Origin of the sequence: Prochlorococcus sp. MIT 1304, assembly GCF_047305015.1 — a bacterium.
GTDB lineage: Bacteria > Cyanobacteriota > Cyanobacteriia > PCC-6307 > Cyanobiaceae > Prochlorococcus_A > Prochlorococcus_A marinus_E.
Genome location: NZ_CP138974.1, coordinates 216,578 through 231,808 on the forward strand (window position 1 = coordinate 216,578; position 15,231 = coordinate 231,808).

The 15,231-nt window shown below is 33.9% G+C and carries 17 protein-coding genes; 7 read left to right on the forward strand and 10 right to left on the reverse strand.

The genetic code is table 11. The annotated features are described in order from the left end of the window. Positions 1–228, forward strand: a complete 228-nt coding sequence (secG, locus tag SIB45_RS01285; protein ID WP_011863548.1) for a preprotein translocase subunit SecG — start codon at positions 1–3, stop codon at positions 226–228. 65 nt (positions 229–293) lie between these two features. Here the strand turns inward: secG and groL are convergent, their stop codons facing one another. Next, a complete protein-coding gene (gene groL / locus SIB45_RS01290) occupies positions 294–1,931 on the reverse strand; it encodes a chaperonin GroEL (RefSeq protein WP_011863549.1) in 1,638 nt (545 codons plus the stop codon). Between the two features lie 50 nt (positions 1,932–1,981). Beyond that, a complete protein-coding gene (groES, locus tag SIB45_RS01295; protein WP_002806275.1) occupies positions 1,982–2,293 on the reverse strand; it encodes a co-chaperone GroES in 312 nt (103 codons plus the stop codon). 219 nt (positions 2,294–2,512) lie between these two features. Between groES and atpD the strand changes: the two genes are divergently transcribed. Together atpD and atpC are read left to right on the forward strand one after the other, a co-directional pair. Next, positions 2,513–3,973, forward strand: coding sequence for a F0F1 ATP synthase subunit beta (gene atpD, locus SIB45_RS01300; protein WP_011863550.1), 1,461 nt, complete (start codon positions 2,513–2,515; stop codon positions 3,971–3,973). 42 nt (positions 3,974–4,015) lie between these two features. After that, positions 4,016–4,420: an ATP synthase F1 subunit epsilon gene (gene atpC, locus SIB45_RS01305; RefSeq protein ID WP_011863551.1), complete on the forward strand. Its 405-nt coding sequence runs from the start codon at positions 4,016–4,018 to the stop codon at positions 4,418–4,420. 3 nt (positions 4,421–4,423) lie between these two features. On the opposite strand, the gene SIB45_RS01310 is transcribed toward atpC, so the two are convergent. The 3 genes from SIB45_RS01310 to SIB45_RS01320 form a co-directional block, all read right to left on the reverse strand. Continuing rightward, the gene (locus SIB45_RS01310; protein WP_011863552.1) at positions 4,424–4,900 is read right to left on the reverse strand and encodes a 30S ribosomal protein PSRP-3; all 477 of its coding nucleotides are present in this window, start codon (positions 4,898–4,900) and stop codon (positions 4,424–4,426) included. 107 nt (positions 4,901–5,007) lie between these two features. After that, entirely contained in the window at positions 5,008–5,166 is a 159-nt protein-coding gene (locus SIB45_RS01315) for a hypothetical protein (protein ID WP_011863553.1), read from the reverse strand. A 54-nt stretch (positions 5,167–5,220) separates the two neighbouring features. Further along, a complete protein-coding gene (locus tag SIB45_RS01320; protein ID WP_011863554.1) occupies positions 5,221–6,546 on the reverse strand; it encodes an aminopeptidase P N-terminal domain-containing protein in 1,326 nt (441 codons plus the stop codon). Between the two features lie 74 nt (positions 6,547–6,620). On the opposite strand from SIB45_RS01320, the gene SIB45_RS01325 reads away from it, so the two are divergent. Genes SIB45_RS01325 through SIB45_RS01340 form a run of 4 tightly spaced genes read left to right on the forward strand, consistent with a single transcriptional unit; the run spans position 6,621 to position 11,124 of the window. Continuing rightward, positions 6,621–7,598, forward strand: coding sequence for a CNNM domain-containing protein (locus tag SIB45_RS01325; protein WP_011863555.1), 978 nt, complete (start codon positions 6,621–6,623; stop codon positions 7,596–7,598). A 3-nt stretch (positions 7,599–7,601) separates the two neighbouring features. Continuing rightward, the gene (locus SIB45_RS01330; RefSeq protein WP_011863556.1) at positions 7,602–8,843 is read left to right on the forward strand and encodes a GTP-binding protein; all 1,242 of its coding nucleotides are present in this window, start codon (positions 7,602–7,604) and stop codon (positions 8,841–8,843) included. Between the two features lie 8 nt (positions 8,844–8,851). Next, positions 8,852–9,430: a nicotinate-nucleotide adenylyltransferase gene (locus tag SIB45_RS01335; RefSeq protein ID WP_011863557.1), complete on the forward strand. Its 579-nt coding sequence runs from the start codon at positions 8,852–8,854 to the stop codon at positions 9,428–9,430. Continuing rightward, the gene (locus SIB45_RS01340; RefSeq protein ID WP_011863558.1) at positions 9,427–11,124 is read left to right on the forward strand and encodes an NAD+ synthase; all 1,698 of its coding nucleotides are present in this window, start codon (positions 9,427–9,429) and stop codon (positions 11,122–11,124) included. Before SIB45_RS01335 ends, SIB45_RS01340 begins: the two co-directional genes overlap by 4 nt. A gap of 5 nt (positions 11,125–11,129) precedes the next feature. Here the strand turns inward: SIB45_RS01340 and SIB45_RS01345 are convergent, their stop codons facing one another. From SIB45_RS01345 to atpA, 5 genes are read right to left on the reverse strand one after another with little or no spacing between them, the layout of a single operon-like run. Beyond that, on the reverse strand, positions 11,130–12,179 hold the full coding sequence (locus tag SIB45_RS01345; RefSeq protein ID WP_011863559.1) for a DUF3326 domain-containing protein: 1,050 nt from the start codon (positions 12,177–12,179) through the stop codon (positions 11,130–11,132). A gap of 28 nt (positions 12,180–12,207) precedes the next feature. Beyond that, positions 12,208–12,399: a hypothetical protein gene (locus SIB45_RS01350; protein ID WP_011863560.1), complete on the reverse strand. Its 192-nt coding sequence runs from the start codon at positions 12,397–12,399 to the stop codon at positions 12,208–12,210. After that, positions 12,396–12,722: a 2Fe-2S iron-sulfur cluster-binding protein gene (locus SIB45_RS01355; protein WP_011863561.1), complete on the reverse strand. Its 327-nt coding sequence runs from the start codon at positions 12,720–12,722 to the stop codon at positions 12,396–12,398. The genes SIB45_RS01350 and SIB45_RS01355 overlap by 4 nt, the downstream gene beginning before the upstream one ends. Before the next feature lie 16 nt (positions 12,723–12,738). Further along, positions 12,739–13,689, reverse strand: coding sequence for a F0F1 ATP synthase subunit gamma (locus tag SIB45_RS01360; protein ID WP_011863562.1), 951 nt, complete (start codon positions 13,687–13,689; stop codon positions 12,739–12,741). A gap of 18 nt (positions 13,690–13,707) precedes the next feature. Next, positions 13,708–15,225 (reverse strand): F0F1 ATP synthase subunit alpha, encoded by a 1,518-nt coding sequence (atpA, locus tag SIB45_RS01365; protein ID WP_011863563.1) that lies wholly within the window; start codon positions 15,223–15,225, stop codon positions 13,708–13,710. Positions 15,226–15,231 lie beyond the last annotated feature (6 nt).

Consider the following 15,231-nt stretch of genomic DNA (forward strand, 5'->3'; position numbering starts at 1 on the left):
ATGATTCAAATTATTAGTTGGATTTGGGTATTTTCTGGAGTTCTTCTCATTCTCTTAGTTTTACTTCATAGTCCCAAAGGTGATGGAATGGGAGGAATAGCCGCTAGTGGAAGCTCTATGTTCAACAGCGCAAGTAGTGCAGAAGCCTCTCTAAACAAAATAACTTGGACTTTTTTAGTGATATTTTTGTCTCTAGCAATTATTCTTAGCGCTGGTTGGATTTCATAAAACTTGAAAAAAGGGACCATTTTGAATGATCCCTTTCAAAAATTTATTGCAAACTATTGTTTAGTTTAGTAATCAAAGTCGCCACCCATACCAGGAGCGCCTGCTGGAGCAGCTGAATCCTTTTTCTCAGGTAAATCTGCAACTATGCATTCGGTGGTTAGAACCATCCCTGCAATTGAAGCTGCATTTTGCAATCCTGAACGTGTAACTTTTGCAGGATCAACTATACCAGCAGAGGACATATCTACATATTCTCCAGTAGCAGCATTGAAGCCATCATTAAATGGTTTAGTTTTTACATTTTCAGCAATCACAGCTCCATTAGAACCTGCATTCTCAGCGATTCTCATAAGAGGAGCAGTCAGTGAAGCTTCAACGATGTTAGCTCCAATTAATTCCTCTCCTTCTAAATTTTTATCTGCCCATTCTTTTAGAATAGGAGATAAATGAGCGAGAGTTGTTCCTCCTCCAGGTACAATTCCTTCCTCAACAGCTGCTTTTGTTGCATTAATAGCATCCTCAAGACGAAGTTTTTTATCCTTCATCTCAGTTTCAGTAGCAGCACCAACCTTAATAACTGCTACACCTCCAGCTAATTTAGCAAGACGTTCTTGAAGCTTTTCTTTATCGTATGATGAATCTGTTTCATCCATTTGCTTCTTAATCTGATCACATCTAGCTTTAACTGCTTGCTCATTACCTTCAGCCACAATAGTTGTAGTCTCTTTGTTGATAGTTATTCTTCTACCAGTTCCAAGCATATCCAAGGTAGCATTCTCTAATTTCAAGCCTGCATCTTCAGTTATAAGTTGTCCATTAGTTAAAACAGCCATATCTTCAAGCATGGCCTTTCTTCTATCACCAAATCCAGGAGCTTTTACTGCAGCAACATTTAACACACCTCGTAATCTATTAACAACAAGAGTTGCTAAAGCCTCTTTTTCAATATCTTCAGCGATAATGACTAGTGGTTTACCAGTTTTAGCTATTTGTTCTAATACGGGAACTAAATCTTGGACTAAGGCTATTTTTTTATCAGTCAGGAGAATATATGGTTCATCTAAAACAGCCTCCATTCTCTCTGTGTCTGTTGCGAAGTAAGGTGAAATATAGCCTTTGTCAAAGCGCATACCCTCTGTAACTTCTAATTCAGTAGTCATTGATTTTCCTTCTTCTAAGGAGATAACACCTTCTTTACCAACTTTATCCATAGCATTGGCAATCATTTGACCTACTTCATCATCGTTCCCAGCCGCTATAGTTCCGCATTGAGCTATGGCATTGCTGTCACTAATAGGTTTGGAATTTTCCTGAATTTTACCAACAAGAAATTCAGTAGCTTTGTCAATTCCTTTTTTCAGGGTAATTGCATTAGCTCCTGCAGCAACGTTTCTCAAACCTGCCTTAACCATTGCATGTGCTAAAACAGTGGCTGTTGTAGTACCATCTCCAGCTGCATCATTAGTTTTTGAAGCAGCTTGTCTAATTAAAGCGACACCTGTGTTTTCAATGTGATCCTCTAACTCGATCTCCTTAGCAATTGTCACACCATCGTTGATGATTTGTGGAGCACCAAATTTTTTTTCTAGTACAACATTTCTTCCTTTTGGTCCGAGCGTTACAGCCACAGACTCAGCAAGGATATCAATTCCTCTCTCGAGCGCTCTACGAGCTTGCTCATTGTAAATAATTCTTTTAGCCATGTTTAGGCAGTAATTTAGTAATAAGTTTTAATAATTTTTAAAAAAATACTTTAGCTTACTACAGCTAAAATATCCTTTTCTGAGAGTAAGACATATTCATCTCCTCCCAATTTGATGTCTGTGCCAGCATATTTGCTGTACAAAACTTTATCGCCAATACTCACTTCTGGAGTTTGTCGAGAACCATCGTCATTAAGTTTGCCAGGACCAACCTGAGCAACCTCTCCAACCTGTGGTTTTTCTTTAGCTGAATCAGGCAAAAGAATGCCCCCAGCAGTTTTTTCCTCAGATGCGGAAACTTTAATAAATATTCTATCTCCCAGTGGTTTTACTGTAGAGACTGTAAGTGAAACAGCTGCCATAAATTAATGGAGGATCATGATTGAGACGCTTTGCGTCATAAAAATAGAAAGAGAAATTCTCTATCCGTATCATCAACAACATAATCTGCAGAGCGGCAATTAAACCATAGTTAAACTGTGCGGGTGGCCGAACCCATTTAACGAATCGACCCATAAGGTGGTAGTATTTTCGGATTATGAGCTGTTTAAAATCAGCTATTCATCACCAATCAATAAAAAATGGTAGCAACTCCATCAACTTCTTCACAAACAAAAGGCGTAGTTCGTCAGGTAATTGGCCCAGTTCTAGACGTAGAATTTCCTGCTGGAAAATTGCCCAAAATTTTAAATGCTTTAAGAATTGAAGCAAAAAATCCTGCTGGACAAGATATAGCGCTCACTGCAGAGGTCCAACAGCTACTAGGCGACCATAGAGTTAGAGCAGTGGCAATGAGCGGCACAGACGGCCTTGTAAGAGGCATGGAAGCAATTGACACAGGAGCACCAATATCTGTACCTGTTGGAGAAGCAACTTTAGGAAGAATATTTAATGTTTTAGGAGAACCAGTAGATGAACAAGGTCCAGTAAATACAAAAGATACTGCTCCAATCCATAGAGCTGCTCCAAAATTAACTGACTTAGAAACTAAGCCAAAAGTTTTTGAAACTGGGATTAAAGTTATCGACCTTTTAGCACCTTACAGACAAGGAGGAAAAGTTGGATTATTCGGAGGTGCTGGTGTTGGGAAAACAGTTCTTATTCAAGAATTAATTAATAATATTGCTAAGGAACATGGAGGTGTTTCTGTTTTTGGCGGCGTAGGGGAAAGAACAAGAGAAGGTAACGATTTATATGAAGAATTTAAAGAATCAGGCGTTATCAATGCAGATGATTTAACTCAATCAAAAGTTGCATTATGTTTTGGACAAATGAATGAACCACCTGGTGCAAGAATGAGAGTAGGCTTATCAGCGCTTACAATGGCTGAACATTTTAGAGATGTAAATAAACAAGACGTTCTACTTTTTGTTGATAACATTTTTAGATTCGTTCAAGCTGGTTCTGAAGTATCTGCATTACTTGGAAGAATGCCTTCAGCTGTTGGATACCAACCAACATTAGGAACTGACGTTGGTGAATTACAAGAAAGAATTACATCTACACTAGAGGGATCAATAACATCTATTCAGGCTGTATATGTTCCTGCTGATGACTTAACAGACCCAGCTCCAGCTACAACCTTTGCCCATCTAGATGCTACCACCGTGCTTGCAAGAGCTCTTGCGGCCAAGGGAATTTACCCAGCAGTTGATCCATTAGACTCAACAAGCACTATGCTACAACCATCAGTTGTGGGAGATGAGCATTACAAAACAGCCAGAGCTGTTCAATCCACTTTACAAAGATACAAAGAACTTCAGGATATTATTGCAATTCTTGGTCTAGATGAGCTTTCTGAAGAAGATAGATTAACAGTAGACAGGGCAAGAAAAATTGAAAAATTTCTTTCTCAACCTTTCTTTGTAGCAGAAATATTTACAGGAATGTCTGGTAAATACGTAAAATTAGAAGATACCATTGCTGGTTTCAATATGATTTTGTCAGGCGAATTGGATGATTTACCTGAACAGGCATTTTACTTAGTTGGTAATATTGATGAAGTTAAAGCAAAGGCTGAAAAAATAAAATCAGAAAAATAAATATTTGAATATAAATATTTAACCTTCAATAATCTCAAAGTAATGACAATTTCCCTAAAAGTTTTAGCTCCTAATAAAAATGTTTATCAAGGCGAAGCTGAAGAAGTAATCCTTCCTAGTACTACTGGTCAACTTGGTATACTACCTGGACATATCTCTTTAGTTACTGCTATAGATATTGGTGTTTTAAGGGTTAGAATAAATTCCCAATGGAAATCAATAGCTCTAATGGGAGGCTTCGCTGAAATTGAATCAGATGAAGTCATAGTTTTAGTAAATAATGCTGAAATTGGATCTGAGATAAATGTTCAGAATGCTGAACAAGACCTTAAAGAAGCAAAATTAGCAATAAGCAAATTTTCTGAAAATGAAAAAAATCCAGAAAAAATTAAGGCCTTGAAAGAGGTTTCGAAGGCTGAGGCTAGGATTCAAGCTGCAAAAAACTAATATTTAAGCGGTTCCACAAAAAGTTACTTCTGGAAACTTTAATTTAGCTTCTTCTAATTTCTTTGTTTTACCTTCTTCTTGCCAATAATTTATTACTTCAGTAGCTTTATTCAATATTTCTACTCTTTCGTTATCTGTAATCCAACCTTTATTTTCTAATTCACTTTTTAATTTTTCCCAAGCATCATCTCTTGGCCAAAAATAATAAGCAGTAAGAGGGCTTGGGCCTCCACCTACTATTTGATCAACTGCTAAAGCAACATTATCAGGCAACCACAATACTTTAATTATGAATCTTCCTTCATCAGGTTTAGGAGTATAACCAGTAGGCACTCCATCTTCATCAATTGTGGCAGCTGCTAATACAGCTGTTGCACCCATCATTCCTGAATTAGGTGAAGGATTTTTAGACTTTAGTGAATCACTGTTTTTTTCCTTTTTTTCTGTTGAATTTTGCTTTAACTTATCTGATGAAGACATTCACTTAATTTGTGTTTAATAAATAATTTATCAGTTTATGGTCACATTTTGATTGATTTATTCAAAATTTCTTGATTTTAGTTATTGATACCTTTTTAAAAGGATTTTTATCTATCATGAGAGACTTCATAAAAATCATAAATAGTAGCTTCCAATGAATCCCAAAGATCTTTGGGAATATCGTTTTCTTCTGCGAACATGCCAAGCTGACTAGCTAAGCCTCTTGCTTGTGAGAGTTTCGAATCATATGAATCGGGCTGGTTCATTTTTGATCTTTAAACTTAATAAAAAATAAATCTATTAACTTGATAAGTCAAATTTCAAAATTCTAAATCAGAAATTTCTTTTAGTGCAGCAATACTTAAAACTTCTGGGTTTTCATCTTTGACAAGGACATCGTCTTCAATTCTTATCCCTATGCCTTTCCATTTCTCATCTATAGGGGGTTGTCCCTCAGGTACTGGGATCCTATCACTTATGTAGATCCCAGGTTCTACCGTAAGAATCATTCCATTCTGTAATGGCACTTCATAGTCCCCCATTCTGTATGCTCCAACATCATGAACATCTAAACCAAGCCAATGTCCAGTTCTATGCATGTAAAGATGTTTATAAGATTGATTCTCAATTATCTCCTCAGTACTGCCTGACAATAAACCAATTTCTTTTAATCCTTCTATAAGAATTGTTAAAGCAACATTATGAACAAGACTAGAATTGGATCCTTTTACAGCACTTTTAATTGCATTTTTCTGCGCACTTAATACGATTTCATAGATAACTTTTTGCTCATTAGAAAATTTACCACCAATTGGAATAGTTCTTGTTATGTCTCCATTGTAATAATCAATTAGTGAGCAACCAGCATCCACTAACAATAAATCTTCCTTCTTCAAGGGCGAGTTATTTGAAGTGTAATGTAAAATACAAGCGTTATCTCCTGATGCAACAATAGAGTTATAAGCTGGTCCTCTTGCCCCTTTTTCCAGAAAAAATCCCTCTAGAAGACCCTGAATTTGTCTTTCATTTTTCTTTGATGAGATTGATTCTCTAACTAATTCATGAGCTTCTGCTGAGATTTGAATAGCCTCTCTCATTCTTTTTATTTCAAATTCACTTTTAATTAATCTCATCTCATTTAAAAAAATTTCTGGAGATTTTATAGAATTTCCACCAATGCCTAATCTTGAGCGGTTTTCAAGTTGTTGTGAAAAAATTTCCAATATTATTTTCTCAACTGATGGATGCTTACCAATAGAAAAAACGAGTTCATCAGAACCATTTATATAGGATGGGAGTAAATCTTTTAATTCGTTTATTGAGTGAGCCTTATCAGCGTTAAACTCTTTTTCAGCACCTTCTAAACCCCATCTAAAGCCATGCCAGACTTCGCTTATAACATCTTTAGGAGCAACAAACATAATAAATCTCTCTCCCTTGGGCTTATGCGATAAGAAAAGAGCAATTGCATCTGGCTCATCGAAACCGGTTAAATACCAAAAATTACTATCTTGTCTAAAAGGATATTCGCAATCAGCATGATGCTTTACAAGCCTAGCACCAGGGATAATAGCAGCTTTTCCATTTAATTTATTTAGGAAGATTTCTCTTCTTTCTTCAAAAACTTTATTTTCAGGTTTAAACATAGATTGTGTATTGGCGTGTTTAAAAAAAAAATGGAAGAATGAATTAATACAGATTTAGTAACTAATCTATTTTAATGGAACCAAGTGTTTACGGTTTAGTTGTTCTTATAATAATTATCTTAATTGGATCAGCATGTTGTTCGGGAGTAGAAGCTGCTTTTTTAGCTGTAAATTCGATTCGAATTTTAGAGATAGCCTCTAAACAAAAACCAAAGAGTTCTGCGAATCAACTCCTTAAACTCAGAAAACATCTTGGAAGGACATTAACTGTAATTACTATTACTAATAATGGATTTAACATAATTGGAAGTCTTATTTTAGGTGTATATGGAGCATTGGTTATTAGTAGTAGTTATGGCCTAACCCTTTTTTCAATTTCTTTTTACATACTAGTCGTATTAGTAGGAGAAGTACTACCTAAGGCTCTTGGTACAAGATTCTCAGTTCAAATAGCATTATTATCAGTTCCTATCTTGAGAATATTGCATACTTTAATGAGGCCATTTTTATTATTAATAGAACAAATATTTCCAGTTATTACGGCAGAAAATGAAATTTCAACAGATGAAGAAGAAATTAGACAAATGGCAAAAATTGGAAGCCAAAAAGGTTTAATAGAAGCTGATGAAGCAGCAATGATATTTAAGGTTTTTCAATTAAATGATTTAAAAGCTAAAGATTTAATGCTCCCTAGAGTATCAGCACCTTGCCTTGATGGGTCTTCGAATCTTGAAGAAATTTCAAAACTTATAATGGACGATAACTCTCCATGGTGGGTTATTTTGGGAGATAAAGTTGACAAAATACAAGGGGTAGTTCCCCGTGAAAGAATGCTAGCAGAGTTAATTAATGGAGAAAATAAAAAATTATTGTCAGAAATTTGCGAACCTGTGGACTACATTCCTGAAATGATCAAGGCAGATCAATTATTAACAAGATTTGACAAGAATCATAAAGGAGTGAAAGTAGTAGTAGATGAATTTGGAGGATTCGTGGGCATTATTGGTGCAGAAGCTGTGTTATCTGTTTTAGCTGGCTGGTGGAAAAAATAAATCATGAAACAATTTAAAATTAATAAAAATTATTTACTTTTAAAAAATTGGTGGGAGACTATTGATCTTACCAACTATGAAAAAAGTTATTTTAATAGAGAAATAATATCTTTTAATCAAAAACTTTTTAGGCTCAAAGAAAAAAAAATAAGAATTGGCGCATATGGTAAATCAGGCGTAGGGAAATCTTCTGTTTTAAATTCTTTATTAGAAAAAGATATATTTAAAACAGATATTATCAATGGGACCACAAGAGAAATTAAGGCTGAAGAATGGAAATTAAAAGATCAATCACTCAACAGTATAGAGTTACTAGATTCTCCAGGATTTGATTTCTGCGATATTAAATTCCCAGATAAAGTTTACTCCTCTATAAATCACTCGGATCTTATTTTATTTATAATTTCGGGAGATTTAAATAGAAATGAGTTACACGAAATCAGCTCTTTTATAAAAGACGGAAAAAAAATTATTTTAATTCTTAACAAAATCGATCTATTCAATAAAAATGAATTAAAAGAAATAATTGAAAATATAAAGTTTAAGCTTCCAAAAGATTTAAATATTCCAATAATCATTAATAATAAAAACAATCTTAAAAATTACATAGCAAAATTAATCAATCAATATGGTGAGATACTATTAACACTAAATTCTATTCAATTAGCTGACAAATTGTTTCTGAAAATAAAAGAGCAAAGATTGAAAAGAAGGCAGAAATTAGCTCAATCAACTATTGGTAAATTTTCGACTATGAAGGCATCCGCGGTAGCTCTTAATCCTTTTATTTTATTTGATGTTGCTGGTAGTTTTGCACTAGATACTGCATTAATTAAAGAATTAAGTAAGATATATGGCTTAAAGTTGCAAGGTGAATCTACAAGAAAAATATTTAAAAATATATCAATTAATAATGTATGTTTGGGAATCACTCAAGTCGGCCTTAATACCTCTTTCAACCTTATTAAGAAACTAATTCTTTTAACAGCACCTTTTACTAACGGGATTTCATTATTACCCTATGGATCAATAGCAATAATTCAAGCTGCAATCGCAATATACTCTACAAAAATTCTAGGGAAATTAGCAGCAAAAGAGATATTTGTAAGAAGCAAAGCTTCTTTTATAGAACCTTCTATTTTGATCCAAAATATGAATTTTAATGACCCAGAGATTTTTAATTACATAAATATTTATTTTTCAAGTAGAAATTTAAATAATAATATTGTTAGTTTTCTTCCCTAAAATTTAAAATGGAAAAAAGCATTGCTTTATTTGGTACGAGTGCTGATCCACCCACGATTGGACACAAAAAAATTCTTGAAGAATTATCCAAAATTTATGCTTTTACCATTAGCTATGTGAGCAACAACCCCCAAAAAAAGCACACAGAGGATATCTCAATTCGTAGCCATTTATTAAAAACTCTTATTGATGATTTAGATAATCCGAAAATTTTATTTAATCAAAAAATAAGTAGCCAATGGGCAATAGAGTCAATCAAAAAATGTAAAGAAATTTATAAATTTAATAATTTAGATTTTGTAATTGGGAGTGATTTAATTAAAGATATTTTCTACTGGAAAAATTTCGACAAAATTATTTTGGAGGTAAGTTTTTTTATAATTTTAAGAGAGGGATATCCTGTTGAATCAAATACTCTTAAAATGTTAGAAACTTATAGAGTTAAATTTAAGATTTCAAACATCAAAACCCCAAACATTTCAAGTTCTAAGTTTAGGTTAAATTTTAATTGTTCTAATTTACCGTCGTCTTTAATAGATATAGTTAAGAATAATAATTTATATGAATCCATCAAATTAGTTGAATGAAATTTTTACTTGCCCAAATAAATCCAGTTGTTGGAGATTTAGAGGGCAATGCACAAAAAATACTTAATATTGCTTCGAAAGCTAGCTCAATTTCTGCTGATTTTGTTCTTACTCCAGAATTGTCATTATGGGGATATCCTGCAAATGACTTACTTTTTAAAAAAAATTTAATCAAAAATCAATCCCAAATTCTTGATCAATTAGCTTTAGATATTAATAAAAAATATGGAAACTTAAGCATCACAGTCGGAATAGCTGAGAAGGTAAATGATTCGTTTTTTCCTAATCTGTATAATTCTATTGCGTTGGTTGAGGGCGGTGAATGGAAAATAATTGCTCGGAAAATTATTCTTCCCACTTATGAAGTATTTGATGAGAAAAGATACTTTAGATCAGAAGAAAAAGTTTCCGTATTGATTAAACAAATTAAAAATAAAACTTGGCGACTTGGCTTTACTATATGTGAAGATTTATGGGTCAATAAAGATATAGAAGGTAGAGGAATCCATAGAAAAAATCCCATTATTGATTTAAAGAAAAAAAAAGTTGATATTTTAGTAAATTTATCAGCCTCCCCATATACTCTGAAAAAATTAGAGCTGAGATCCAAGGTTTCCAGTTTTGCTGCACAATATCTTCAAGTGCCGCTGATTTATGTTAATCAGATTGGAGCAAATGATAATTTAATTTTTGATGGAAATAGTTTTATTCTTGATAAGAATGGATCAAAAATTAAGCAATTAAAATCTTTTTCGGAAGATCTCTCCAGCTGGGAAATTGAGCAAACAAAACCTGAAAAAAATGAATTTAAAAACTCCGAAATGTCATCAATTTTTGATGCATTAGTCCTTGGTGTTAAAGATTATGCAAAAAAATGTGGATTTAAAACAGCTTTAGTTGGATTAAGTGGTGGTATTGATTCAGCACTTGTCTCAGCAATTGCTACAGCAGCTCTAGGAAGTGATAATGTTTATTGCGTTTCAATGCCCTCTAAGTGGAGCTCATCTCATTCAAAGAGTGATGCAAAAGATTTAGCAAGAAGATTAAAGATAAGTTTCAAGAGCATTCCAATTGAAAACTTGATGAGCTCTTTTGAGGAATCATTTATAAAAACCATATCTTTCGAGATGGCTGAAATAACAAATCAAAATATTCAGTCAAGGATAAGAGGCACGCTTCTTATGGCTTTAGCAAATCAAGAAAAGCATTTGTTACTGTCAACAGGAAACAAATCAGAACTAGCCGTAGGATATTGCACACTTTATGGTGATATGAATGGGGGATTATCTGTAATTGGTGATTTATATAAAACTAATGTTTTTAAATTATGCAATTGGCTTGATAGTGAAGATTCAATTAATAGTAGAAAGTTATATATGTTAAATACTAGTGTAGATATAATTGGAGAAAACATACGTACGAAAGCTCCAAGTGCCGAATTAGGTCCTGATCAACTAGATACTGACTCTCTACCACCTTACTCTATTTTAGATAAAATTCTTAAAGGAATTATTGAAGAGAAAAAAGATTTACAACAACTAGAAGAAGATGGTTATAAAAAAGATTTAATTTTAAAAATTATCTCACTCATAAAAAAAGCGGAATTTAAAAGAAAGCAGGCTCCTCCAATCCTAAAACTAAGCAGTCAATCATTAGGAAGTGACTGGAGAGTTCCCATAGCAATATCTTATTAATCACTTTAAGAACACCGTTGGATTTTTTTTAAAGGCCGTTTAACTGAATCAAGGTTGATACCTTTTTTGATAGCAATAATTATGCCTGCAGCTTCTAAATAATTATCAACTTCAAAAAGATTGGGATAACTATAAAACTCATTTGTCACTTTTAATGTATTTGGATTTTTTACAGAGATAATATTTAAACCTTTTTCAATCCCTGCTAGTACTGCTTCTCCTCCTAATGCACCATTAGGAACAACAATCGATTCAATGTGATCAGGGTGGAGTGAGATTAATTTATTTTTAGCAGGCAATTCAACAATATCAGGTGCATTGCTTAACCCAATCAGTACAGATGGTAAAAAAGTGTATCCTATTTCTTCTGCAGCTGCACGAGGATCTAATTTTTCATTCAATTCAATTGGATTTAAAGCAGGTGCATGAGCACAGGGAACTTTTAAAAATTTGCTTATTAAATGACTTATAACTGCTTCGACTCCAGCAATAGGATCAATCCCTTTCCCTTCTCGATAGATATTTGTTTCTAAAGAATCTGGATCATCTGGAAATTTTGCCACAATTGCTATTGCCGTAACTCCTTTTTCTATTAAACATTTTCCAGCATCAATTAGAGTATCTGGATTTTCAATTATGCCACCACTTATTTTTGAAGAATCAGAATCAATAACTATGTTTAATGGCTTTTTTGTAATCGCATAAGAATGAACATTAATCCCTAAAGTAGAGACACATGCATCAGCAACTTGTAAATGTCTTACTAATATTTCTTTTTCAATGGCTGAATCAAAAATTATCCCAATTTTCTGTTGCTTTACCCTCTGTAAAGCGATTTCTCCTTTAGCAAGTCGGTCTAAACTATAACCCTCAACATAAAAAATATTTTTATTTTTTTCAGAAAGAGTACCGCCATTCATAACATTTGGATGAGTAATTAAACACCCACTTGCCGATGCTAATAATTTAGCGGTAGGAAGTGCATCCCCAGCAAAACCGCCTAGTTCACAACCAATACCAGTTGGAACAATGAATATTGTTGGTGAATTTTCCATTATTAAAAATATTTTAAATTTATATTCGTTAATTAGCTAATACAGCCTTAATTTTAAGTTTTTTTGTTCCAAAATAGTCAATAGAATCTTGAATATCAACAATTGACCATCGAATTACATCTCCTTTTTTTTCCAAATTTATAATGATGAATTCCCTTAAATTTTTTAATTTTATTGAAACTGGCCAATCTAAAGAATAATCAATTGAACTTAATTTCATTTTTGATATTTACCAAATTGATCATTATATAAATCATCTTCGACTTCTTTCCCTATAACAATATTCAAATCTGACTTTGGGTATGCTACACACAAAAGTGCAAAGCCCTTTTCCCTTAAATCATCATTCAATCCCATAGCATCTTCTTGATCTACGGATCCTTCCAATATCATGGATGCACAATCTGTACAAACTCCTGAACAACAACTACTTGGCAAATCTATTCCATTCATTTTTGCCGCTGAAATAATATCTTGATCCTCAGAACATAAAAAATTAAAAGTCTTTTGCTCAAATTGAACTTTGATATTATATTCAGGCATATCCTAAATCTTATTGCTAAACTACTGAACCTCCTACAACTTCTAATATTTCTTGTGTAATAGCTGCTTGTCTGGCTTTGTTATAGGTTAGATTCAAAGTACTTGCTAATTCTTTAGCATTATCACTTGCATTATTCATAGCAGTCATCCTGCAAGCAAGTTCTGAAGCTGCCGACTCTTGAAGAGCTCTTAGTACCTGATTCTGTAAATATAATGGTAGTAGGGAATCTAATAGTTGATCAGGACTTTGTTCAAAAACAATATCTGATGGCAACTTCTCTGAATCACTTTTTTCAATATTTGATTTTTCAACAAGTAACTTACTATCTTTTGTGGTCAACCTAAAAATTTCATCGTTTTCCTCAGCGATTCCTTGAGGGTCAAGTGGCAAAAGTGTTTGAACGACAGGGGCACAGCTAACTAAAGTGATGAATTTCGTGTAAATAATTTCTACTCTATCAGAATTTTCTGAGAGAAATTCGGCTAAAATCTCATTTGTAACTCCTTCAGAGTCCTTAACTGTGGGAACCTGTTCTAGTTCTTTGAAAGTACTTTTTATAACATATCTATCCTTTCTATTTTGAAAATATCCAATAGCTTTCTTCCCTACCAAAATTAAATTTGGCTGATACCCTTGTTTGACTAATTCTGCGTATCTTATTTCTACCTTTTTTATAATATTTGTATTGTATCCACCGCATAAACCTCTATCCGCAGTTATACAAACCAAGGAGATACTCTTTACTTCTCTCTTGGATAATAGAGGAGAATCCACAGCCTCAAATTGTACTCTAGATTGAATATTTTCTAAGACTCGTGCAAGTTTATCTGCAAAAGGTCTACTCTTAAGAACTTGATCTTGAGCTCTCCTAACTTTTGCAGCTGCAACAAGTCTCATGGCCTCCGTTATTTTTCTTGTATTTTTAACGGAAACGATTCGATCTCTAATCTCTTTAAGATTTGCCATGGTATCTCCTTAATAAATTTAAACTGTGGCAAGCATTGATGATTTAACTTCATTTATCACTTCTTTTAGCGTCGCTTCTAGTCCATCATTTAATTTCTTTTCTTTAAGAATCTCTTCTATAAATTCCGCTTTATTTAGCTTTAAGTATTCGCGAAGTTCAGTTGCAAATTTAGTAACATCTTCAACAGGAACCTCATCAATAAGACCTTTAACTCCTGCATAAACAACTGCAACTTGTTCTGCAAGGTTCAACGGAGAGAATTGAGGTTGCTTTAATAACTCTCTTAATCTTTTGCCCCGTTCAAGTTGTTGCTGAGTTGCTTCATCAAGATCAGATGCAAATTGAGAAAAAGCAGCTAGTTCATCAAACTGTGCGAGTTCTAATTTTAAAGTTCCTGCAATTTTTTTAATTGCTTTTGTCTGAGCGGCTCCTCCAACACGGCTAACGGAAATACCAACATTAATAGCTGGTCTTAATCCTGAGTTAAATAAATCTGCACTCAAGAATATTTGTCCATCTGTAATTGAAATAACATTAGTTGGAATGTAAGCAGAAACGTCCCCTGCCTGAGTTTCAATAATTGGAAGAGCTGTCATAGATCCCCCTCCCATAGCATCAGAAAGTTTTGCTGCTCTTTCTAGTAATCTACTGTGTAAGTAGAAAACATCTCCTGGATAAGCCTCTCTTCCTGGTGGTCTTTTTAAAAGGAGAGACATTTGTCTATAAGCCTGAGCTTGTTTCGTTAGATCATCATAAATAACAAGTGTTGCTTTACCCTGATACATAAAATGTTCAGCAATTGCTGCACCGGTATAAGGTGCTAAGTACTGTAAAGCAGCTGGTTCTGAAGCTCCTGCACTAACAACTACTGTATAATCTAGGGCTCCCCTCTCTCTTAATACCTCTACTATATTTGCTACTGATGCTGACTTCTGACCAATAGCTACGTAAACACATACTACGTCTTGACCTTTTTGGTTAATTATCGTATCGATAGCAATTGCCGACTTTCCAGTTTGTCTATCACCAATAATTAATTCTCTTTGACCTCTTCCAACAGGAATCATTGCATCAATAGATGTAATACCTGTTTGCATTGGCTCATGCACTGATCTTCTCTTGATTATTCCAGGAGCCATTTCTTCAATCAATCTAGTATCACTTGTTGGAATTTCCCCTTTCCCATCTATTGGTTGTCCGAGAGGGTTAACAACTCTCCCCTGCATTGCTTCACCAACGGGAACAGATGCAATTTTACCTGTGGACTTAACGTTACTCCCTTCTTGGACACCAAGTGCCTCTCCCATCAAAACGGCCCCAACATTATCATCTTCAAGATTTAAAGCTATACCTTCGGTACCATCTTCAAATTCCAATAGCTCACCTGCCATGACCTGATCTAAGCCATATATTCTTGCAATGCCATCACCGATTTGCAGAACAGTTCCTACATTGCTAACACTTACAGATTGGTCATAATCAGTTATTTGTTGTTTTAAGATTGAACTGATTTCATCAGGGCGTATAGATACCATGGATTT